This window comes from Zoogloea sp. (assembly GCF_028693495.1).
GTDB lineage: Bacteria > Pseudomonadota > Gammaproteobacteria > Burkholderiales > Rhodocyclaceae > Zoogloea.
The window spans coordinates 1-22,574 of sequence record NZ_JAQUVG010000057.1 but is presented as its reverse complement, the minus strand read 5'-3'; the positions used below and the strand labels follow the sequence as shown (position 1 = coordinate 22,574).

15 protein-coding genes and 1 pseudogene are annotated in these 22,574 nt (G+C 65.7%); 7 read left to right on the top strand and 9 right to left on the bottom strand.

The window, feature by feature from the left end:
- From eno to PHD22_RS10560, 6 genes and pseudogenes are all read right to left on the bottom strand, one after another.
- A pseudogene (gene eno, locus PHD22_RS10585) lies at positions 1-715 on the bottom strand (phosphopyruvate hydratase); the annotation flags it as partial.
- Positions 716-797: 82 nt separating this feature from the next.
- A complete protein-coding gene (gene kdsA / locus PHD22_RS10580) occupies positions 798-1,637 on the bottom strand; it encodes a 3-deoxy-8-phosphooctulonate synthase (protein WP_299866172.1) in 840 nt (279 codons plus the stop codon).
- A gap of 11 nt (positions 1,638-1,648) precedes the next feature.
- Entirely contained in the window at positions 1,649-3,283 is a 1,635-nt protein-coding gene (locus PHD22_RS10575) for a CTP synthase (RefSeq protein WP_299866169.1), read from the bottom strand.
- A gap of 133 nt (positions 3,284-3,416) precedes the next feature.
- On the bottom strand, positions 3,417-3,965 hold the full coding sequence (locus tag PHD22_RS10570; protein WP_299866166.1) for a hydrolase: 549 nt from the start codon (positions 3,963-3,965) through the stop codon (positions 3,417-3,419).
- A gap of 12 nt (positions 3,966-3,977) precedes the next feature.
- Positions 3,978-5,957: an acetoacetate--CoA ligase gene (locus PHD22_RS10565; protein ID WP_299866163.1), complete on the bottom strand. Its 1,980-nt coding sequence runs from the start codon at positions 5,955-5,957 to the stop codon at positions 3,978-3,980.
- Positions 5,958-6,017: 60 nt separating this feature from the next.
- The gene (locus PHD22_RS10560) at positions 6,018-6,443 is read right to left on the bottom strand and encodes an acyl-CoA thioesterase (RefSeq protein ID WP_299866160.1); all 426 of its coding nucleotides are present in this window, start codon (positions 6,441-6,443) and stop codon (positions 6,018-6,020) included.
- 254 nt (positions 6,444-6,697) lie between these two features.
- Here PHD22_RS10560 and PHD22_RS10555 point away from each other — a divergent pair, with 254 nt between their 5' ends.
- The gene (locus PHD22_RS10555; RefSeq protein WP_299866157.1) at positions 6,698-8,341 is read left to right on the top strand and encodes an electron transfer flavoprotein-ubiquinone oxidoreductase; all 1,644 of its coding nucleotides are present in this window, start codon (positions 6,698-6,700) and stop codon (positions 8,339-8,341) included.
- A gap of 108 nt (positions 8,342-8,449) precedes the next feature.
- On the opposite strand, the gene purL is transcribed toward PHD22_RS10555, so the two are convergent.
- Positions 8,450-12,379 (bottom strand): phosphoribosylformylglycinamidine synthase, encoded by a 3,930-nt coding sequence (purL, locus tag PHD22_RS10550; RefSeq protein ID WP_299866154.1) that lies wholly within the window; start codon positions 12,377-12,379, stop codon positions 8,450-8,452.
- A gap of 206 nt (positions 12,380-12,585) precedes the next feature.
- Between purL and PHD22_RS10545 the strand changes: the two genes are divergently transcribed.
- The 6 genes from PHD22_RS10545 (at position 12,586) to PHD22_RS10520 (ending at position 19,194) form a co-directional block, all read left to right on the top strand.
- Complete coding sequence (locus tag PHD22_RS10545) at positions 12,586-13,419, top strand: phosphatase PAP2 family protein (RefSeq protein ID WP_299866151.1); 834 nt, start codon at positions 12,586-12,588, stop codon at positions 13,417-13,419.
- A gap of 72 nt (positions 13,420-13,491) precedes the next feature.
- Positions 13,492-14,430, top strand: a complete 939-nt coding sequence (locus tag PHD22_RS10540) for a lysylphosphatidylglycerol synthase transmembrane domain-containing protein (protein WP_299866148.1) — start codon at positions 13,492-13,494, stop codon at positions 14,428-14,430.
- Positions 14,427-15,488 carry a glycosyltransferase family 2 protein gene (locus PHD22_RS10535; protein ID WP_299866145.1) on the top strand — a complete coding sequence of 354 codons (1,062 nt, stop codon included), beginning with the start codon at positions 14,427-14,429 and terminating at the stop codon, positions 15,486-15,488. Before PHD22_RS10540 ends, PHD22_RS10535 begins: the two co-directional genes overlap by 4 nt.
- Before the next feature lie 17 nt (positions 15,489-15,505).
- Positions 15,506-17,068, top strand: a complete 1,563-nt coding sequence (locus tag PHD22_RS10530; RefSeq protein ID WP_299866142.1) for a glycosyltransferase family 39 protein — start codon at positions 15,506-15,508, stop codon at positions 17,066-17,068.
- A complete protein-coding gene (locus tag PHD22_RS10525; RefSeq protein ID WP_299866139.1) occupies positions 17,065-18,519 on the top strand; it encodes a glycosyltransferase family 39 protein in 1,455 nt (484 codons plus the stop codon). Before PHD22_RS10530 ends, PHD22_RS10525 begins: the two co-directional genes overlap by 4 nt.
- A 216-nt stretch (positions 18,520-18,735) precedes the next feature.
- Positions 18,736-19,194 (top strand): AAA family ATPase, encoded by a 459-nt coding sequence (locus PHD22_RS10520; protein ID WP_299866136.1) that lies wholly within the window; start codon positions 18,736-18,738, stop codon positions 19,192-19,194.
- Between the two features lie 21 nt (positions 19,195-19,215).
- Here PHD22_RS10520 and rmuC read toward each other — a convergent pair whose 3' ends face one another.
- Together rmuC and PHD22_RS10510 are read right to left on the bottom strand one after the other, a co-directional pair.
- The gene (gene rmuC, locus PHD22_RS10515; RefSeq protein WP_299866133.1) at positions 19,216-20,631 is read right to left on the bottom strand and encodes a DNA recombination protein RmuC; all 1,416 of its coding nucleotides are present in this window, start codon (positions 20,629-20,631) and stop codon (positions 19,216-19,218) included.
- Between the two features lie 28 nt (positions 20,632-20,659).
- A partial coding sequence (locus tag PHD22_RS10510; RefSeq protein WP_299866130.1) for an FtsX-like permease family protein occupies positions 20,660-22,574 on the bottom strand: 1,915 nt, incomplete at its 5' end.

Here is a 22,574-nt window from a genome sequence, read left to right as displayed (position 1 = left end):
GCACCACATCACGGCCCGGCTCGTAGCCGGCAGCCACGGTAGCTTCCAGAATCAGGTTGAGGGCTTCCTCGGTACCGGAGACGTTGGGGGCAAAGCCGCCTTCGTCACCCACGGTGGTGGGGTAGCCCTTCTTGTCGGTGAGCTTCTTCAGGTGATGGAAGATCTCGGCGCCACAGCGCAGGGCTTCGCGGAAGCTCTTGGCGCCGATGGGCATGATCATGCATTCCTGGATGTCCAGGCTGTTGTTGGCGTGGGCACCGCCGTTGATGACGTTCATCATCGGGACCGGCAGGGCCATGCCGCCGGAGCCACCGAAATAACGGTACAGGGGCAGTCCGGCTTCCTCAGCAGCAGCCTTGGCCACGGCCATGGACACGGCCAGCATGGCATTGGCGCCCAGGCGGGACTTGTTGTCGGTGCCGTCGAGATCAATCAGGGTCTTGTCAATAAAGGCCTGCTCTTCCGCATCCAGGCCGACGAGAGCTTCGCAGATCTCCGTATTGACGTTCTCGACCGCCTGCAGGACACCCTTGCCCAGGTACCGGGCGGCATCGCCGTCGCGCAGCTCGATGGCTTCGCGGGAACCGGTGGAAGCACCGGACGGTACCGCGGCACGGCCCATCACCCCGGACTCCAGCAGCACGTCGGCCTCAACAGTCGGGTTGCCCCGGGAATCCAGTACTTCACGGGCAATGACATCAATAATGGCGCTCATGAACTTCCTCTCTTATCACTGAATTGACATGGGCGACCTTCCGGCCGCCGCTAACTTCGAAACCGGAAAACCGCCCCAGGGGTCAGCCCTTGAGCTCCTCGAAACCCTGCCCCTTGACCAGCATATCGATGCTCTTCAGGGTGGCCAGCAGCGCTTTCATGCGCGGCAGCGGCCAGGCATTCGGACCATCGGAAGCGGCCTTGGACGGGTCCGGGTGGGTTTCCATGAACAGGCCGGAAATCCCCACAGCCACGGCAGCACGGGCCAGCACAGGCACGAATTCCCGCTGACCACCGGAGGCTGTACCCTGTCCGCCAGGCAGCTGGACCGAGTGGGTCGCATCAAACACCACAGGGCAATCCGTCTCCCGCATGATCGCCAGAGAGCGCATGTCGGAAACCAGGTTGTTGTAACCAAAGGAGGCGCCCCGCTCGCAGACCATGATGGTGTCGGCGCCACCATTGGCCTCGCGGGCCTTGTCCACCACATTTTTCATGTCCCCGGGCGCCAGGAACTGGCCCTTCTTGATATTCACCGGCTTGCCGGAGGCCGCCACCGCATGGATGAAATCGGTCTGGCGACACAGGAAGGCAGGGGTCTGCAGCACATCGACCGCCGCGGCCACCGCGGCCACTTCATCCTCGGCGTGCACATCGGTCAGGACCGGAACGCCCACCTTCTCGCGGACTTCGGCAAGGATGGCCAGGCCATTGTCCATACCCAGGCCGCGGAAGGATTTCCCGGAGCTCCGGTTGGCCTTGTCATAACTGGACTTGTAGATGAAGGGAATACCCAGTTCGGTACAGATTTCCTTCAGCTGGGCTGCTGTGTCCAGGGCCATTTCCCGGGACTCGATCACACAGGGACCCGCAATCAGGAAGAAAGGCTTGTCAAGGCCGATGTCGAAGCCGCAGAGTTTCATGGTCTTTCCTTTCAGCCAGCCTGCTGGTGGGCCAGAGCCGCCTTGACGAAGGCGGTGAACAACGGGTGGCCGTTACGCGGATTCGAAGTGAATTCCGGGTGGAACTGGCAGCCGACGAACCAGGGATGGATCTCGGTGGGCAGCTCGATTACCTCACACAGGTCGGTTCCCGGCGCACGGCCAGCCACCCGCAGTCCCTGCTCCTCGAGCCTGGCGAGGAGCGTGTTGTTGACCTCGTAGCGATGGCGGTGACGCTCGGTGATCTCGGCATTGCCGTAGATCTGGCGGGCCAGGGAACCTTCCGCCAGGCTGCACACCTGCCCTCCCAGGCGCATGGAGCCACCCAGGTCGGAATCCTCACCGCGCTTCTCGATCTTGCCAGAGGCATCATGCCACTCGGTGATCAGGCCAATCACCGGGTAGTCGGTGTGCTTGTCGAATTCGGTGGAGTGGGCCCCCACCATGCCCGCCACGTCCCGGGCAAACTCGACCACGGCCAGTTGCATGCCGAGGCAGATCCCCAGGTAAGGGATCTTGTTCTCGCGGGCATGGCGGATCGCGGCAATCTTGCCCTCGGTGCCACGGCGGCCAAAGCCCCCAGGCACCAGGATCGCATCCATGTGCTCGAGCACCCCGCAGCCATCCTTCTCGATATCCTCGGAATCGATGTAATGGATGTTCACCTTGCTGAGGGTGTGCATCCCGGCATGGTTGAGAGCCTCGATCAGCGACTTGTAGGACTCGGTGAGATCCACGTACTTGCCGACGAAAGCAATGTTCAGGGTGTGCCTGGGATTGTTCAGCGCATCAAGCAGACGCTCCCAGATGGACAGATCGGCAGCGCGGGCAAGGATGCCCAGCTTGTGACAGACGATCTCGTCGAGCATCTGATCATGGAGCATGCCCGGAATGCGGTAGATGGAGTCTGCATCAAGACACTCGATGACGGCCTCGGGCATCACATTACAGAACAGGGCAATCTTGCGCCGCTCATCGGCCGGCACGGAACGGTCTGCACGGCACAGCAGGATGTCCGGCTGAATGCCGATCTCGCGGAGCTCCTTGACCGAATGCTGGGTCGGCTTGGTTTTCAGCTCGCCGGCGGTGGGGATGTAAGGCAGCAGGGTGAGATGGATGAAGCAGGTGCCCTGGCGGCCTTCTTCAATCCCCATCTGACGGATGGCCTCCAGGAAGGGGAGCGACTCGATGTCGCCCACGGTGCCACCCACTTCAACGATGGCCACGTCGGCACCTTCGGCGCCGCGCTTGATGTAAGTCTTGATCTCGTCGGTGATGTGGGGAATGACCTGGACAGTCTTGCCCAGATATTCACCACGGCGCTCCTTCTTGATCACCGCCTCGTAGATCTGGCCGGTGGTGAAGTTGTTGCGCCGGCCCATCTTGGCACTGGTGAAGCGCTCGTAGTGACCCAGATCAAGGTCCGTCTCGGCGCCATCTTCGGTAACGAAGACTTCCCCATGCTGGAAGGGGCTCATGGTGCCGGGGTCGACGTTGATGTAAGGATCGAGCTTGAGGTGGGTAACCTTGATGCCGCGGGATTCGAGAATCGCCCCGAGGGAGGCGGCGGAGATGCCTTTGCCCAGAGAGGACACGACACCACCGGTAACGAAGACGTATTTGGTCATGACACGGGGGACTTCAGGAAAGCGTGATCATAGCCGATTCGCCCCCTTCTCTTCAATCAGGGAAACCACATGACCCCATGCACGAAGCCGGTGCAAGGCCTTCGCCCTCACCAGCCTCTCGTGTCCGTCCTCGTCAGTTGTCCCGGATGAAATCCCGGTTCACCTCCCGGAAAAGGTCTGTGGCACTGCGCTTCAGCCACTCGAAGGCCACCATTTCCCGGGTGACGATCTCAACACCATGGGCACGCATGCGCTGGAGCGCCAGTTCCTTGTCGAGGGCCTTCCGGGAACCCACCCCGTCGGCCACCACAAACACCTCCTTGCCCTGCCAGCGCAGCTCAAGCACCGTTTGCTGCACACAGACGTGGGCCTCGGTCCCCACCACGATGATCTGGCGCCGGTCCTCGACTGAAGTTCCTTCCAGACAGCCATCCGAAACGCAGGAAAAATGGGTTTTTTCCACGAAATGCACCTCCGCCAGGGCTGCCTTGAGCGCCGAGGCCGTCGGTCCCAGCCCGGAGGGATACTGCTCCGAAACCACCACGGGCACCCCAAGACGACGGGCTACGCCAGCCAGCCAGATGCAATTGGCCAGGACGGCAGCGCCATCATTGATCGCAGGCAGCAAACGCTCTTGTACATCGACCACCAGCAGGACGGACTTCTCGATATTCATCAGCATTGGAAAAACTCCTCAGTTCTGTAGTTCGGGACGCGCCCGGAAGTGTTCCAGCACCGCCGGATCCGCCAGCGCCTCCACATTTTTGACCGGCTGGTCATGCACCACTGCCCGGACCGCCAGTTCGACAATCTTGCCGCTACGGGTGCGTGGAATGTCACGGACCTGTACCACCCGGGCCGGCACATGACGTGGCGTGGTGTTGTCCCGGATGGTCCTGCGGATGCGCTCCACCAGGGCATCGTCCAGCACCAACCCCTCTCGCAGCTTGACGAACAGCACCACCCGCACGTCCGTGGGGTGCCGGGGGGGCCAATCCTGGCCGATCACCAGGGATTCGACCACCTCCTCAAGCTTTTCCACCTGCCGGTAGATCTCGGCGGTACCGATACGCACCCCACCAGGGTTCAGGGTCGCATCCGAACGGCCATAAATGATCAGACCGTCATGGACCGTGATCTCGGAGTAATCCCCGTGGCACCAGACGTTGGAGAAACGCTCGAAGTAAGCCGCCTGGTACTTGGCGCCATCCCGATCATTCCAGAAACCGATCGGCATCACCGGGAAGGGGCGCGTACAGACCAGCTCGCCCTTCTCGCCGCGCACCGGGGCGCCCGTCTCGTCGAAGACATCCACCGCCATGCCCAACCCCTTGCACTGGATCTCCCCAGGCCAGACCTGCAGGGTCGGGTTACCCAGCACAAAACAGGAAATGATGTCGGTTCCTCCGGAAATGGACGACAGGCAGAGATCCGCCTTGATGTCCCGATACACATATTCGAAGCCTTCGGGGACCAGCGGACTGCCCGTTGAAAACAGCGCCCGCAAAGCGCTCAGGTCGTGGGACTCCCGCGGTTTGAGACCCATCTTGGCAATCCCGTCGATGAACTTGGCCGATGTGCCGAAATGGGTCATCCCCTCGGCCTGGGCGTAATCGAAGAGGATCGCGCCATCGGCCACCATCGGAGAACCGTCGTACAGCAGCAGGGTCGCACCGGATGCCAGCCCCGAAACCAGCCAGTTCCACATCATCCAGCCGCAGGTGGTGAAGTAGAACAGCCTGTCCCCGGGCTTCACATCGCCATGCAGACGGTGCTCCTTGATGTGCTGGAGCAGCGCGCCACCCGCGCCATGCACGATGCACTTGGGCACGCCGGTGGTCCCCGAGGAATACACGATATAAAGGGGATGGTCAAAGGGCAGCCGTGCGAAAGGAATTTCAGTCACCGCCTGAAAAGGCTTGACGAACTCCGGCAGCAGGCGGGCATGCGGAACATGGGAAACATCGTGTCTGGCATGCACGTAGGGCACCACCACCACCCGCTTCACCGAAGGCAGGCCTGCGGTGATGGCAGCAAGGCGGTCCATGCAATCCATGATCCTGCCGTTGTAGTAATACCCATCGACGGCGATCAGCACCTTGGGCTCGATCTGGCCAAAGCGGTCAAGCACCCCCTGTACCCCGAAATCCGGTGAAGCGGATGAGAAAATCGCGCCGATGCTCGCTGCCGCCAGCATGGCCACCAGGGTTTCCGGGAGATTGGGCATCCACGCGGCCACCCGGTCGCCGGGACCGACCCCGGTGTCCTGCAGGGCGGCGGCCAGATGGGCCACCTGGCGGTAAAGATCCCCGTGGGACATTCGGTTCTTGATCCGGTCCTCACCCCAGAACACCAGCGCATCCCCGTCGTTGCGGCTGCGCAAGAGATTTTCGGCAAAATTCAGGCGGGCTTCGGGAAACCAGCGCGCACTGGGCATCCGCGTGCCCTCTTCCAGCACCACACCGCCCCGCTCGCCCCTGACCTCACCGTATTCCCAGATGGAGGTCCAGAACTCCGCGGGCTCTGCGACGGACCATGCGTGCAGCGCAGGGTAATCCGGCAGAGCCCTTCCCCAGCGCTGTTCTGCGGCATGGGCAAAGGCGGTGATGTTGGCATTGGCAATACGCTGGGCATCAGGCACCCACAGGGGTGCCGCAGCAACGGGATAACTCATGGAAGGCGATCTCCTCGACGAGTGATTTTTATCATCATGAGCCGGCGCGACAGGCAGGGCTCAGCTTAAGGTCAGGCGCAGACACTCCGGGATGGGAGCCGATTTTCCGGTCTGCGGATCCATCCAGACGATCTTGGAAGAGCCCTCCGCGTAGAGGCGCTCATCCCCCTCCACAAAAATCTCGTACCACGTCATCACGCTGCTGCGCCCCGGCTCACCGGCATACAGATTGACAATCACCGTGGCGGGGTAATTGATCGGGAGCAGGAAGGTACAGGCCGCATTGATGATGACGGCCCCGGTTTCCGATTGAGGGCTGACAATGAAGCCTTCCTTCTCGATCCACTCGACCCGGGCCTGTTCGCAAAAACGGAAATAGACCGTGTTATTGACGTGTCCGTAAAAATCCATGTCGCCCCAGCGAACCGCCTGACGACTGGTGTGCACACGCTTGCGGCGGGGCTGGAGGGAAGCGCTTTCATTCATGGAGCAGGTTCTCCTAGGTATCTGCTTGTCTGTTCTTATGGGCTGGCGATGGGCTCGCACGCGGGTAAAGCATGCCACCCTCTCCCCGAAAGGCGAAGCTCAATGTAACATACGGCAGCGTATGTTTTTGAGCCACACGGGTTGCAGAATCTGCCTACCCCTGCAGGATTGCCCTAACGGGTAGGCAGGGTTACGCTTCACAGCCTGATCGTTTTGCCAAAAAAATCAAACAGCATTCTCTGGAGGAGACAGTAATGGAACGGGATTCCATGGACTTCGACGTCCTGGTCGTTGGCGGGGGCCCCGCCGGCCTGGCCGCAGCAATTCGACTCAAGCAACTCGCGGCAGAAAAGGGACAGGATTTCTCTGTCTGCCTGATTGAAAAGGCCGCTGAAATCGGCGCTCACATTCTCTCTGGCGCGGTACTCGACCCCCGCGCCCTGACCGAGCTGATTCCCGACTGGAAGGAAAAAGGCGCGCCCCTCAACACCCCCGTCACTGAAGACCAGGTCTTCATGTTGTCGGAAACGGGAGGCAAACTCCTGCCCAACAGCCTCGTGCCCGACTGCCTGCACAATGATGGCAACTACATCGTGCGCCTGGGCAATGTGGTCAAGTGGCTGGGCGAACAGGCCGAAGCCCTTGGCGTGGAAGTGTACCCCGGCTTCGCCGGCGCCCAGATCCTGTTTGACGACCACGGTGCCGTCGGAGGGGTGATCACCGGCGACATGGGGGTCGAGCGGGACGGCAGTCAGGGCCCCAACTTCCAGCCCGGCATGGAGCTGCGCGCCAAGTACACCCTGTTTGCCGAAGGCTGCCGCGGCCACCTGGGCAAACAGCTCGAAGCCCGCTTCCACCTCCGGGACGGCTCCGACCCGCAAACCTACGGCATCGGCCTCAAGGAACTCTGGGAAATCCCGGCCGCACAGCACAAACAAGGGCTGGTCGTGCACACCGCAGGCTGGCCCATGGACAACGCCACCTATGGCGGCGGCTTCTGCTACCACTTGGAGGACAACCTGGTCTCGGTGGGCTACGTGGTGGGTCTGAACTACACCAACCCCTATCTCTCGCCCTTCGAGGAATTCCAGCGCTACAAGACCCACCCCGAAATCCGCAAATTCCTGGAAGGCGGCAAGCGCCTGGCCTACGGCGCCCGCGCCATTGCCGCTGGCGGCCTGCAGAGCCAGCCCAAGCTGGTTTTCCCGGGGGGCGCCCTGATCGGCGACGATGCGGGCTTCCTCAACGCGGCCCGCATCAAGGGCAGCCATGCAGCAATGAAGTCCGGCATGCTGGCCGCCGAGGCCGCCTATGATGCCCTCGCCGCCGAGCGCAGCCAGGACGAACTCAGCGCCTTCCCGGAAGCCTTCAAGGCCAGCTGGCTGCACGAAGAGCTCCACAAGACCCGCAACTTCAAGCCTTATATGAAGAAGGGCCTGTGGCTGGGCTCCTTCCTGTTCGGCGCCGAGCAGAAGCTCTTCGGCGGCAAGGTGCCCTGGACGCTCCACAACAGCGCCGACCACACCGCCCTCAAGCCCGCCGCCGAGTGCCAGCCCATCGTCTACCCCAAACCCGATGGCAAGCTGACCTTCGACCGGCTCTCCTCCGTCTTCCTGTCCAATACCAACCACGAGGAAGAGCAACCCTGCCACCTGCAGCTCAAGGACGCAGGCGTGCCGATCGCGGTCAACCTGGCCAAATACGACGCGCCCGAGCAGCGCTACTGCCCGGCCGGGGTGTACGAGATCGTGCGCACCGAAGAAGGCGACAACCCGCGACTGCAGATCAACGCCCAGAACTGCATCCACTGCAAGACCTGCGACATCAAGGACCCGACCCAGAACATCAACTGGGTCGTCCCCCAGGGCGGCGAAGGTCCGATCTACCAGGGCATGTAAGCCAGCCTGGCACCATGAAAAAAGCCGGTGAGCGCGAGCTCACCGGCTTTTTTCATGGGCTACCGCGGGGGTCGGATACATTCGACCCCACGAAGCTTCAGTCAGACTTTAGCCAACCCACTTGCGGACGTTGCGGAACATCCTCAGCCACGGCGAATCCTCGCCCAGATCAGCCGGGTGCCAGCTCATCTGCACGGTGCGGGCGGTGCGCTCCGGGTGCGGCATCATGATGGTGAAGCGGCCGTCCGGGGTGGTCAGGCCGGTGATGCCCGCCGGCGAGCCATTGGGGTTGAAGGGGTAACGCTCGGCCACCGCACCGGTGTTGTCCACATAACGCAGGGCCACCTTGGCATTGTCCTGGGCATCGATGCCGGCAAACACGGCCCGGCCTTCGCCGTGAGACACCACGATGGGCATGCGGCTACCGGCCATGCCGGCCAGCAGGATGGACGGACTGTCCTGCACCTCGACCATCACGAAGCGGGCCTCGAACTGCTCGCTGCGGTTGCGCTGGAAACGCGGCCAGGCCTCGGCACCCGGAATGATCTCGGCCAGGTTGGACATCATCTGGCAGCCATTGCACACCCCCAGGGCGAAGGTGTCGTCGCGCTTGAAGAAGGTCTCGAACTGCTCACGCAGGGCCGGATTGAACAGGATGGACTTGGCCCAGCCCTGCCCTGCCCCGAGCACGTCACCGTAGGAGAAACCACCACAGGCCGCCAGCCCCTTGAAGCCGGACAGATTCACCCGGCCGGCCTGCAGGTCGGACATATGCACGTCGAAGGGGGCGAAGCCGGCCCGCTCGAAGGCGGCAGCCATCTCGGCCTGGGAGTTGACGCCCTGCTCCCGCAGGATGGCGATCCTGGGACGGGCGCCGGTGGCAACGAAAGGCGCAGCGATGTCGTCAGCCGGGTTGTAAGACAACGCCACGGACAGGCCCGGGTTGGTGTTGTCGGCCAGGGCCTCGAACTCCTCGCGGGCGCAGTCGGCGTCGTCCCGCAGGCGGGCGATCTGGTAGCTGGTCTCGGCCCAGGTCTGCAGCAGCTCGGCACGCGGGGCGCTGAACACCAGCTTGGCGTTGCGCCAGAAGCGCAGCTCGTCCCGGTCGTTGGGCTCGCCCACGAAGTGGTAGGACAGCCGCGCGCCCCACAGGGCTTCAGTGAAGCGGCTGCGGTCGTCACGGCGGATCTGGATGACAGCGCCCAGCTCTTCGGCAAACAGGGCCTTGAAGAGCATGTCGTTGAAGCGGCCCTTGAGGGAATCCGGACGCTTGTCCAGGCCGTCCACGTCATTCATGTACGGGTCGTAAGCAACGGTATCCAGCATCACCGACAGGCCGCATTTGGACGCAAAAGCCATCTCGCACAGGGTGGCAAAGAGGCCGCCGTCGGCGCGGTCGTGGTAGGCCAGGATCAGGTCGTCCTTACGCCACTGCTGGATCAGGTCGAAGAAGGCCTTGAGTTGGCCGGCGTCCACGTCGGGAGCGTGCTCGGCCACCGAGTTGTAGGCCTGGGCCAGCACCGAGCCGCCGAGGCGGTTGGCGTTGTTGCCCAGATCGATGAGCAGCAGCTCGGTCTCGACGCCCTCGGGAAACTGCAGCTGGGGCGTGAGGGTGCGGCGCACGTCCTGCACCGGGGCGAAGCCGGTGACGATCAGCGACAGGGGCGACACCACCTGTTTGTCCTCACCCTCCTCGTTCCAGGCGGTGCGCATGGACAGGGAGTCCTTGCCCACCGGGATGGCGATGCCGGCCTGCTGGCAAAACTGGGAGACAGCCTCGACGGTCTTGTACAGCTTCACGTCCTCGCCCCGGTGGCCGGCAGCGGCCATCCAGTTGGCGGAGAGTTTCACGTCACCCAGCGAACGGATGTCGGCAGCGGCGATGTTGGTGATGGCTTCGCCAATGGCCATGCGGCCGGAGGCCGGCGCGTCGAGGGTCGCTACCGGAGTGCGCTCGCCCATGGCGAAAGCCTCGCCCAGGTAGCCCTGGTAGCTCATGGTGGTGACGGCCACGTCGGCCACCGGGATCTGCCAGGGGCCGACCATCTGGTCACGGGCGGTCATGCCCCCCACCGAACGGTCACCGATGGTGATCAGGAAGCTCTTGCTGGCCACCGCCGGCATGCGCAGCACGCGGCGACAGGCGTCAGCCAGGTCGATGTCGGTCACGTCGAAGGGCGGCACGAAGACCTGACGGCTGGACACGTTGCGGGTCATCTTGGGCGGCTTGCCCAGCAGCACCTGCATTTCCATATGGACAGGGTGGTTGTCGAAGTGGCGGTCGGATACCACCAGCTGGCCGTCGTCGGAGGCCGTGCCCACCACTGCGAACGGGCAGCGCTCGCGCTCACAGATGGCCTTGAAAGTCTCCAGGCTCTCCGGCGCGATGGCCAGCACGTAGCGCTCCTGGGACTCGTTGGACCAGATCTCCCGCGGGCTCATGCCCGGCTCCTCGATGTGCACCTCGCGCAGCTCGAAGCGGGCGCCCAGTTCGGCGGAATCCGCCAGTTCGGGGAAGGCATTGGACAGGCCACCGGCACCCACGTCATGGATGGACAGGATGGGGTTGGCCGCGCCCTTCTGCCAGCAGGCGTCGATGACCTCCTGGCAGCGGCGCTGGATCTCGGGGTTGCCGCGCTGGACGGAGGCGAAGTCCAGGTCGGCGGTGTTGGTGCCGGTCGCCATGGACGAGGCGGCACCGCCGCCCAGGCCGATCAGCATGCCGGGGCCGCCCAGCTGGATCAGCAGGGTGCCGGGGCCGAACTTGATCTTGAAGGACTGCTGGTCCTGGATGGAACCCAGGCCGCCGGCGATCATGATGGGCTTGTGGTAGCCCCGCACCTCGTCCTGCACGCTCTGCTGGAAGGTCCGGAAATAACCGGTCAGGTTGGGGCGGCCGAACTCGTTGTTGAAGGCGGCACCCCCCAGGGGGCCTTCGATCATGATGTCGAGGGCCGAGGCGATGCGCTCGGGCTTGCCGTAGGCCTGCTCCCAGGGCTGCTCGAAGCCGGGGATCTCCAGGTTGGACACGGAGAAGCCGGTGAGGCCCGCCTTGGGCTTGGAGCCACGGCCGGTCGCACCCTCGTCACGGATCTCGCCGCCGGAGCCGGTGGAGGCGCCCGGGAAGGGGGAGATCGCAGTCGGGTGGTTGTGAGTCTCGACCTTGGCCAGGATGTGGGTCAGCTCCTCGTTGTACTTCCAGGCACCGTCGGCATCCGGGTAGAGCTTGGCGACGGTCGCCCCCTCGATCACCGAGGCGTTGTCGGAATACGCGACCACCGTGCCTTCCGGGTGGGCCTTGTGGGTCTCGCGGATCATCCCGAACAGGGTCTTGTCCATGGGCCGGCCGTCGATCACCCAGTCGGCGTTGAAGATCTTGTGGCGGCAGTGCTCGGAGTTCGCCTGGGCGAACATCATCAGCTCCACGTCGGTGGGGTTGCGCCCCACCCGGGTGAAGTTGTCCACCAGGTAGTCGATCTCATCCTCGGACAGGGCCAGACCCAGCGCGCTGTTGGCCGTCACCAGCGCGTCGCGGCCGTTCTCGATGATGGCCACGGTGGTGAGGGGCTGGGGCGCGTAGTGGTGGAACAGGGCATGGGCCGCATCCGGGTTGTCGAGCACGGACTCGGTCATCCGGTCGTGGATCGCCGGCAGCACCGCCTCGCGGTCGCGGGCGTCAAGACCGCCGCGCAGCTCGAAGCTCAGGGCCGTGCCCCGCTCGATGCGGATGATCTTGTCAAAACCGCACTGGCGGGCGATGTCGGTGGCCTTGGAAGACCACGGCGAGATCGTGCCCAGGCGCGGCGTCACCAGCAGCAGGCTGCCGGCCGGTGCAGCCCCTTCCGGGTGGGCACCCAGCAGGTCCACCAGCCGTGCCTGCTCGTCTAGGGACAGCGGGGCACTGATTTCCACAAAATACCAGTGCTCGGCGACCAGCCCCTTGAGGCGGGGGAGCACGGATTTGACCGAGCCGGTCAGACGGGCGAGGCGGGACGGGGAGACGGCGGGCGCACCGCGCAGCTTCAGGATTTCGGACATGGCAAGGATGGGCGCGAAGTTGATGCCGGCCCTCCGGAACCCCGGAGGAGGCCTGGACGGGCACGAAAAGGGCTTTGCATTATACCCGAGCCTGGACGCCTCTCCGCGCCTCCGCGTTCGCTCCCACCCTGCTCAAGGATCTCCGCCAGGCGGCAGGGGAACGCCCTATCGGTTAAAATGATCTTCTCCGTTTTGCCAGAGCGCCCTTGCCACATCCTGACGCCCCCCCCCCTTCGCCGGACCTGGACGATCTGCCCGTCGAACCAACCCGTCTGCCGGTGCCGCCCCTCGTGTGGACCCTGCTGCCCGGTGTCGTGCTGGCGGCGCTGGCATGGGCAGTCTCCTTGTCGGGCACCAACGAGGCCCTTTTCCTGTCCCTCAATGCCCGGATGAACGCCGCTCTGCCCGCCTGGATCTGGGCAGGACTGAGCCTCTCCGGCGCCGTACTGGGGGTGATCGCCCTCCTCGCCCCGACCCTCAAGACCCAACCCCGGTGGATGGGGGCGGCGCTGCTCGCTGCCCCACTGGGGGTACTGTTCAGCCAGGGGGGGAAACATCATTTCGACGTGATGCGTCCGGCAGGCGTGCTCGACCCGGAACGCTTCACGCTGATCGGCCAGAAGCTCTATGTACACGCCTTTCCCTCGGGCCATGCCACCACCGCGTTTCTGACGGCGGCGGTGATCCTCCTCGCCTGGCCCAGGCAGGGACGCCGCTGGCAGGCGGGGGCACTCCTGCTCTCCCTGGCCATCCTGGCCGCCCTGTCGCGGGTTGCAGTGGGCGCCCACTGGCCGCTGGATGTTCTCGCCGGTGCCAGCGGAGGCTGGCTGTGCGGCGCCTTCGGCGTGTGGGCCAGCACCCGGCTGCGCTTCTGGGAAAAACCAGGCGGCGTCAGGCTCATGGCCATCTTCGCCATGGCGACCAGCCTGGCCATGCTCTTCATCGACATGGGTTACCCCGAAGCCCGCATCCTGCAGATCAGCCTGGGAGCCTGGGGCATCGGCGGCGCCGCAGCCGCCCTCTCCCAGGACCGCCGCTGACATGACGCACCTTCCCGCTCACTGCCCCCCGGAGGGCGTGTCCGTTCTCCCGTTCCGCCGGACGCTGCTCCCATGAACCTCAAACGTTTCCTTGCCCTCGTCGTGTCCATCGGCCTCGTCGGCTGGCTGCTTGCCGACGGCCGCTGGCGGGAGCTGGACGAAGTCGTGAGGCGGGTGGATGGCATCACCCTCGCCCTGGCCGTGAGCGGCTTCCTGCTGTCCTACCTGCTCCGCGCCCTGCGGGTCTTCGACGAATTCCGGGCCCAGGCTGCGGGGCGCTTTCCTGCCTGCCTGCGCATCGTGCTGATCCACAACGCCATGATCAACGTGGTCCCCTTCCGGGGCGGGGAAGCCGCCTTTCCGCTGCTGCTGAGGCAATACTTTGGCGTTCCGCTGCCCAGGGCCATTGCCTCCCTGTTCTGGTTCCGCCTGCAGGATGCCTTCGTGGTGATGGCCCTCGCGGTGATGGTCTGGCCCGGCCTGCCCCTGCGCCTCCGGGCGCTGGGCATCCTCGGGCTGCTGGCGCTGGCCTGGTGGCTGCCCCGCTGGGCCCGCGCGCGCCACGACTGGAAAGACCGGGGCGGCCTGGCCGGCAAGGGAGCAAAAATCCGCGATGCCTTTGCCGACAGCACCCGCCACGCGCGCTTCGGCTGGCTGTGGACCATCGCCAACTGGAGCGTCAAGTTCCTGGCCCAGGCCACCCTCCTCGCCGCCCTGGTGCCCGCCACCCTGGCGGTGGGTGCCTCCGGTACGCTGGGGGCCGAGCTGGCTGCCATCCTGCCGATTCAGGGCGTGGCCGGCTTCGGCACCTACGAGGCCGGATCCGCCGCGGCCCTGTTCCCCCATGGGGTGCCCCTGGCCAGCGGCCTGCAGGCCGCCCTCGCGCTGCACCTCTTCGTGATTGCCTGCGCGGTCACCTCCGGCGCCATCGCCTGGCTCTTTCCCGCGCCGACGCCGGTACAATGCGCCCCGTCTGCCGACGGTGCTTCCCCCCGAATTCCTGCTGAATGACCACCATGACCGATCACACCCCAAGCTCTCCGCTGCCGCCGGCCAAAGCCGACATTCCCGCCGACCTGCTTCCCCACCGCCTCTCGGTCGTGGTTCCCCTCTACAACGAGGAGGACAACGTGGATCCCCTGGTGGCCCGTGTCCATGAAGCCCTCGACGGCTACCCGTATCCCTGGGAACTGGTCATCGTGGATGACGGCAGCGCCGACGACACCGTTCCCCGCCTGGAAGCCGCAGCCAGGCGCTACGGCCCCCACGTGCGCGTCGTCGCCCTGATGCGCAACTTCAAGCAGACGGCAGCCATGCAGGCGGGCATCGACGCCGCCCGGGGCGACGTGATCGTCACCATGGACGGCGACCTTCAGAACGACCCCATCGACATTCCCCGCATGGCCGGGCGCCTGCTGCGGGAAGACCTCGACCTCGTCGCCGGCTGGCGCAAGAACCGCAAGGACGGCATGATCCTGCGCAAGATCCCGTCCAAGATCGCCAACCGCCTGATCGCCCGCATCACCGGCGTGCACCTGCAGGACTACGGCTGCTCCCTCAAGGCCTTCCGCGCCAGCGCCATCAAGAACGTGCGACTCTACGGCGAGATGCACCGCTTCATCCCCGCCTGGCTGGCCACCGTGACCACCCCGCGCAAGATCGCCCAGGAAGAAGTCACCCACCACGCCCGCATGTTTGGCGAGTCCAAGTACGGCATCTCCCGCACCTTCCGGGTAATCCTGGACCTGATCTTCGTCTACTTCTTCATGCGCTTCCGCACCCGTCCGGGCCACTTCTTCGGCGGCATCGGCATGGGCCTGGGGGCCCTCGGCGTGCTCATCCTCGGCTACCTGGGCCTGCTCAAGCTGTTCACCGGCGCCTCCATCGGCACCCGGCCCATGTTCTTCGGTGGCTTCTTCTTCGTGATCGCCGGCATCCAGATGGTCACCACAGGCGTTCTCGCCGAGCTCCTCACCCGGGTGTATTTCGAATCCGGCCAGAGCCAGGCCTATGTGGCCCGGGACACCCCCGCCCTCGCCAACGACGACGCCTGGCATACCGGAACGTAACCCGATACCTCCCCCCCATGTACGTTCATGCTTCTTCCGCTGCCGGCCCCGCCGGTACGGCCCTCGGCCGGCTGATCTTCTTCCTGCCCCTGGCAGCCTACCTGCTGTGCCTGGGTGGCGCCCCCCTGTTCGACGTGGACGAGGGCGCCTTTTCCGAGGCCACCCGGGAGATGTTCGAGCGGAACGACTTCCTGTTCACCTACCTCAACGGCGCCCCCCGCTTCGACAAGCCCATCTTCGTCTACTGGCTGCAGTCGCTGGGCTACCTGATCTTCGGCGTGAGCGAATGGGCCTTCCGCCTGCCCTCTGCCCTCGCGGCCATCGCCTGGAGCTATGCCACCTACTTCTTTGCCCGCAAGCGGGTGGGAGAAGACGCCGCCCTGATCGCCCTCGCCGTAGCCGCCACCGCCCTCGGGCCCTTCGCCATCGGCCGGGCGGCCACCGCCGACGGCCTCCTCAACTGCCTGCTGGCGCTGACCCTGTTCGACGTGTGGCGCCATCTGGAGAGCGGCGCCCGCGCCCCTCTGCTGCGGGCCTTCCTGTGGATCGGTCTGGGCGCCCTGACCAAGGGTCCGGTGGCCCTGGTGGTGCCTGGTACCGTCAGCCTGCTCTACTGCGCCAGCCGGGGCGAATGGGCGCGCTGGGCAAAGATGGTCTTCAACCCCCTTGGGCTGCTGCTCCTGGTGGCCATCGTCGCCCCCTGGTACGCCTACGCCTACGTCCTGCACGGCCAGGACTTCATCGACGGTTTCATCCTGCGCCACAACGTCCAGCGCTTCTCCGGATCCCTGGAGGGCCACGGCGGCAGCGCCTTCTACTACCTGATCGCCGTGCCCCTGCTGCTGCTGCCCTGGAGCGGCCTGTTTTTCGCCGCCCTGGGCAAGCTCAAGGCCGGCCTGGGCGTCCCCCTGCAGCGCTTCCTGTGGATCTGGTTCGGCTTCGTGCTGGTGTTCTTCTCCCTCTCGGGCACCAAGCTGCCCCACTACGTGCTCTACGGCTGCACCCCCCTGTTCATCCTGATCGGACTGGCCGCCCGTGACCTGCGCCGGGTCTGGCCCCACCTGCTGGCCCCGGGGCTGCTGTTCCTGCTGTTCCCGCTCCTGCCCAAGCTGTTCGACGCCCTGTCCCGCAGCCAGCTGGGCGACGGCTTCTACCGGGCCCAGCTCAGCCGGGCCCTCGAAACTGCAGACACCCTCTACATCGGCGCCACCGTGGGCGGGCTGACCCTCTGGCTGGCGGTGATGTTCTTCTGCCGCCTCCGCCCTTCCACACGACTGGTCTTGACCGCTGCCCTGCAAGTGGTGCTGCTGGCCGGTGTGGTGGTCCCCTATGCCGGCAACCTGGCCCAGGGCCCCGTCAAGGCCGCTGGCCTGAAGGCCCGGGAACTGGGGGAGGACGTGGTCTTCTGGCGCTTCACCACCGCGCCCAGCTTCAGCGTGTACCGGCAGGCCGTCACCGTGAAGGCCGATCCCAAACCCGGCCAGCTGGCACTCACCCGCATCGACCGCCTGCCCCCCGACCGCCCCGTGGAGACCGTGTTCCAGCAAGGGGGCGTCGCCCTCGTCCGGATCAAGCCATGAGCCCGTCGCGGAGCTGCCTGGGGCCCCTCGCCCTGATCGCCGCCGTCCTCACGGCCTACCGCCTGTGGGTCATTCCCCATCTGGGCATCGACCTGTACGTGGATGAAGCCTACTACTGGGGCTGGTCCCAGGACCTGGCCTGGGGCTACTACTCCAAGCCGCCGGTGATCGCCGCGCTGATCGCTGCCAGCACCACCGTCCTGGGCAACGGCCTGATCGCCATCAAGCTGCCCTCCCTGCTGCTCTACCCGGCCACCGCTTTCGTGCTCTACGCCCTGGGCACCCGCATGTACACCGAGCGGGTAGGCTTCTGGGCTGGGGTCGCCTTCCTCTCCATGCCCCTGGTAGCGGCGCTCGGGCTCTTCGTGTCCACCGACGCGCCCCTGCTCCTGTGCTGGTCCCTCGCCCTGCTCTTCCTGCTGCGGGCGCTGGAGCGGGAAGGCTGGGGCAACTGGCTGGCCTGCGGCGCGGTCATCGGCGTAGGGCTCATGTCCAAGTACACCATGGCAGCCTTCCTGCCCTCGGCGCTGCTCCTGCTGGCCCTCGACCCGTGGCACCGGCGCTGGCTGGCCCGCCCCCAGCCCTGGATTGCCGTGCTGCTGGCCTTCGCCCTCCTGGCACCCAACCTGTACTGGAACTGGAGCCTGGATTTCCCCACCTTCCGCCACACCGCCGAGATCACCCGGGTCGGTCATGGGGAGCGGGGCCTCCACCCGGGGCAGTTGGGCGAGTTCATCGGCGCCCAGTGGCTCTCCATCGGCCCCATCCTCGGCCTGCTGCTGGGCTGGGCCCTGCTGCGGAGCCGGCGCCTGTGGGCCGAGCGTGCCCATCGCACCCTGCTGACCTTCATCCTGCCCCTGCTGGGGCTGGTCAGCCTGCAGGCCCTCACCGGACGCGCCAACGGCAACTGGGCCGCCCCCGTCTTCGTGGCCGCCTGCCTGCTGCTCCCGGCGGTCTTCCTGGCCGAACGGCGCCGCTGGCTGCTGGCAGGGATCGCCTTCAACCTGGTGGCAGCCATGGCCGTCTATCACTGGCCCGACATCGCCCGGGCCACCGGCACCGCCCTCACCGCCAAGAACGATCCCTACAAGCGTGCCCGCGGCTGGACCCGCCTGGCCGACGCCCTCAAGCCCATGATCGACGCCCATCCAGGCTACGTGGTCGTCACCGAGGACCGGGAGCTGATGGCCCACCTGCGCTATCGCCTGCCCATCCCCGAGTACGCCACCTGGCACCCCGCCGGCACGCCGGTCAGCCACTACGATCTGGTCACCACCCTGCGGGACAAGCGCGGGCGCAACGTGCTCTACATCGGACGCCGGCCCGACATCACCCCCATCGCCGAACGCTTCGAGGGCAGCACGCCCCTGGGCAAGGTGGTCGTCCCCATCCACAAGGATTTCCAGCGGGAGGTGCATGTCTTCGCGCTGGAGGGATTCAAAGGGTACTGAAGGCCCCACAGGCCACAGTGCGGCACGGATGTTGCAGGCCTGCAATCACCAGGTGAGCGCGCGCCGGCTCCTGTGGGCCGCCCACTCGTTGTCAGCGGAAGACGAGTTCGAGCAGCTTAAACTGCTGAAATACGCCCTCATGGACGACCTCCTCACTGGCCGCGTGCGTATCACGCCCTTGCTTACCGCCGAACATTCCCAAGCGAGCGCCTGATCATGCGGCGGCTCCACTCCCTCGAAATCGAGAACTTCAAGCGCTTTGGCGACAAGCAGCACATCAAGCTGGATCACCCCGCGGTACTGATCGGCCCCAACAACTGTGGCAAGACCAGCGCTATCCAGGCGCTGGCCCTGTGGTCCCAGGCGGTACGCACCTGGTACGACGTGCGCAAGGACTCCTCGGCCAAGGAGCGTACGGCCACGTCTTTGAACCACCTGAGCATCGTGGCTGTGCCCGTAAGCCGCACGCGCTATTTCTGGCACAACACCCGCGTACAGAAGGCACCGCTGACGATTACGGTGGGGGTAGAGTTCAGGGGCAAGGTGGAGCCCCTGAAAATGAAGTTCACCCACCGGGGTGACGAGCTGGTGTTGAGGTTTGCCGGCAACCAGGTGGGGTTCGGACGGATCCTGGCGGGCGTGGCCACGGGACGGGGCAAACCCCGCTGCGCCTGAGCTTCCGGGGTACGGGCGGGATCAGGCCCCTGGCAGGGACTCGGGCAGTTCGTCCAGGCGGGCCGCCTCGATGCGGGCAAAGTGGGCGCTGATCTTGCGGGACGAGGTCTGCACCTCGGCCACGTCCTCACCGGCCTGGCGGATGTGGGTGGCCAGCTTCTGCATCCGCTCGTCAAAGCGGGCAAAATCCTTGGCCAGCTTGCCCAGGGCATCCTTGATGACATGGATCTGCTTGCGGGTCTCCACGTCCTTGAGTACCGCCCGGGCGGTGTTGAGCACCGCCATCAGGGTGGTGGGCGAAACGATCCACACCCGGCGGGTCATGGCATGGGCCACCACCTCCGGATGGTAAGCGTGGATCTCGGCGAACACGGCCTCGGCGGGGATGAACATCACCGCGCCATCGCTGGTCACGTCAGGCAGGATGTACTTGGCGGCAATGGCCTCCACGTGCCGCCGGACATCGTTACGGAAAGCGTTCTGGGCAGCGCGGCGCTCCAGATCCCCCACCTCCCCGGCAAACATGCGGTGATAGTTCTCCAGCGGGAACTTGGAATCCACGACGACCATGCCCGTGGGCTCGGGCAGGCGCAGCACGCAGTCAGCCCGGGTGCCGTTGGGCAGCACATGCTGGAAATCGAAGGCCTCGGGCGGCAGGGCATTGCGCACCAGGGCCTCCAGCTGGACCTCACCGAAGGCGCCGCGGGCGCGCTTGTCCCCCAACAGCTCCTGCAGGCTGACCACGTTGGTAGTGAGGTCACCGATCTTCTTCTGAGCCTCGTCGATGGTGGCGAGGCGGGCCATTACGCTGGCGAAGGTCTCGTTGGTCTTGCGGAAGCCCTCGTCGAGCCGCTGATTGACATGCCCGGTGATGGCCTCCAGGCGCTCCCCCACCGTCCGCTGCAGGGCCTCGACGCTGCCGCTGAGCTGTCCGGAGGCGGCCTTGAGGCCATTCTGCAGAAGTTCCCGGTCGGCACGGGCGTGTTCGGACAGGGTGCGAAGGGTTTCCGCCATCATCTCGCTGCGGAGCTTTTCCTGGCCGGCGCCGATGGCGCTGGCCAGTTCGCTGAGGCGCAGGGCGGACTGCTCCTGGTGCTTGCCGAACTGGGCGATGAAGGCCAGGTGAAACTGCTGAAGGGCATGGCGGGAAGCGGCCTCACCGGCCTCCAGCCTTTCCCGCAGGCGGTCGGTCTCGCCGGCCACCAGGTCCATCAGGCGGTCACCGCTGCGGGTGTTGGAGGCCTGGAGCTCCCGCACGAAGTGGAGCTGCTGCTGGCCGAAGAGGCTTTCCAGGCGGCTGCCGATGTCTCCGGCCAGATCGTCGTTCAAACGCTCGAGCTTGCGCATGCGGATGATCAGGGCCCCGAGGCCGGCCAGGGTGAAGGCCAGCCCGGCGAGCAGCCAGGGCAACAGGGCGGAGGCGGTGTCGGCGTGCATCTGCCGAGTATACCGCCTCACCTGTAAATTAGTTCAGGGCACGCAGACTGGCGAGGGGCGGCTGGGAGAGCAGGTGGCGGGTACCGAACCCGCCCGCCAGCGTCACGATGAGCACGCCGGACAACGCCCCGACACCCAGGGGCAGCAGGCTCGGTGCATAGGGGAGCTTGAACACGAAATGGCCCACCGCCCACCCGATCCCGGTGGCCCCCACCCCCGCCAGCCCCCCTGCAATCAGGCCCAGCACCGCGAACTCGGCCAACAGCGCAGCACGCAGCTGGGCATTGCGGGCGCCGAGGGTGCGCAGGACCGCCAGCTCCTTCTCCCGTTCGTCGTGGGTCGCCTGCAAGGCACCGAAAAGGACGATCACCCCGGCCACCACCGCAAAGCTGAACACGAACTGTACCGCCGTGATGAGCTGCTCCACCATGCCCTGAACCTGGGCCATGACCGCGGCCACGTCGATCACCGTCAGGTTGGGGAAGGCCGTCACCAGGCGGTTGGCCAGGGCCCGCTGATCCGCTGGGAGGTGAAAGCTGGTGATGTAGCCAGCCGGGAAATTCTCGAGCATGCCGGGTGCAGCGATCACGAAGAAATTCACCCGCATGGAGTCCCAGTCCAGCTTGCGCAGGCTGGTGATGGGCGCCTCGGTACGGACGCCGGCAATCTCGAAGCTCAGGGTGTCGCCCATCTTCAGGCCCAGGGTGTCGGCCAGCCCCTGCTCCACCGAGAACTGGGGCTGCCGGTCCTCCCCATGCCAGCGCCCTGCCTGAATGCTGTTGCCCGCAGGGAGGCGCTGATCGAAGGAGAGGTTGAAGTCCCGCTCGACCAGGCGGCGGGCCCGGTCTTCGCTGTAATCATCGGGTCCCACCGGGCGGCCATTCACCTGTACCAGCCTCCCGCGGATCATCGGCTGGAACACCGGAACCGGCGTTTTCTCGGTGGCAAAGAAGGCTTCAAGGGCGGACAGCTGGTCCGGCTGGATGTTGATCACGAAACGGTTGGGCGCATCGGGCGGCGTGGCAGCCCGCCAGTTGCCCAGGAGATCGCCCCGGACCACGGTCAGGAGCAGCAGCGCCGTAAGGCCGGTACCCAGGGCCAGGATCTGGACCAGACTCGCCAGCGGCCGGCGCTTGAGGGAGGCGATGCCATAACGCCAGCCGCTGCTCGCCACCGAACGTACCCGGCTCAGCACTCCCAGCGCCAGCCAGCCCACCAGCCCGAACACCAGGAAAGCCAGGGCAAAGCCCAGCACCACGGCACTCCCGAGCTGCCAGTCCCGGGCAATGATCATCAGCAGCCCTGCCAGCACCAGCGCACCCACGGCCCAGGCCACCCCTTCCCGTACAGCCACCCCGTCCCATTCCCGGCGCAGGACACGCAGGGTAGGTACCCGTCCCAGGCGGATCAGCGGCGGCAGGGCAAAGCCGAGCAGGAGCAGCAGGGACACCGCCAGCCCATGGAGCACCGGCCATCCACCCGGCGCCGGCAGCGGAAAACCCACCAGATCTCCCAGCAGGTGATTGAGGACGAACTGCACTGCAAAGCCCAAGGCCGTGCCCGCCAGGCCCGCGGCCAGCCCAAGCAGGGCAAACTCCCCCAGGAAATAGCCCATCAGCTGGTTCTGGGTCGCCCCCATGCAGCGCATCACCGCGCAGCCATCCAGGTGCCGCTCGACAAAACGCCGGGTGGCCAGGCCCACGGCCACGGCAGCCAGCACCACGGCCAGCATCGCCGCGAAACGCAGGAACCGCTCGGTGCGGTCGAGCAGGGTGCGCACCTCGGGGCGGGCGTTGTCCACGGTCTCCAGTCGCTCACCCCGCTGGAGCCGGGGGGTGGCCCAGCCTTGGAAGCGGGTCACGACTTCCGGCGCGCCGGCCAGGTGCAGACGGTAGAAGGCCCGGCTGCCAGGCTGGATCAGCTGGCTGGCGGGCAGGTCGCGG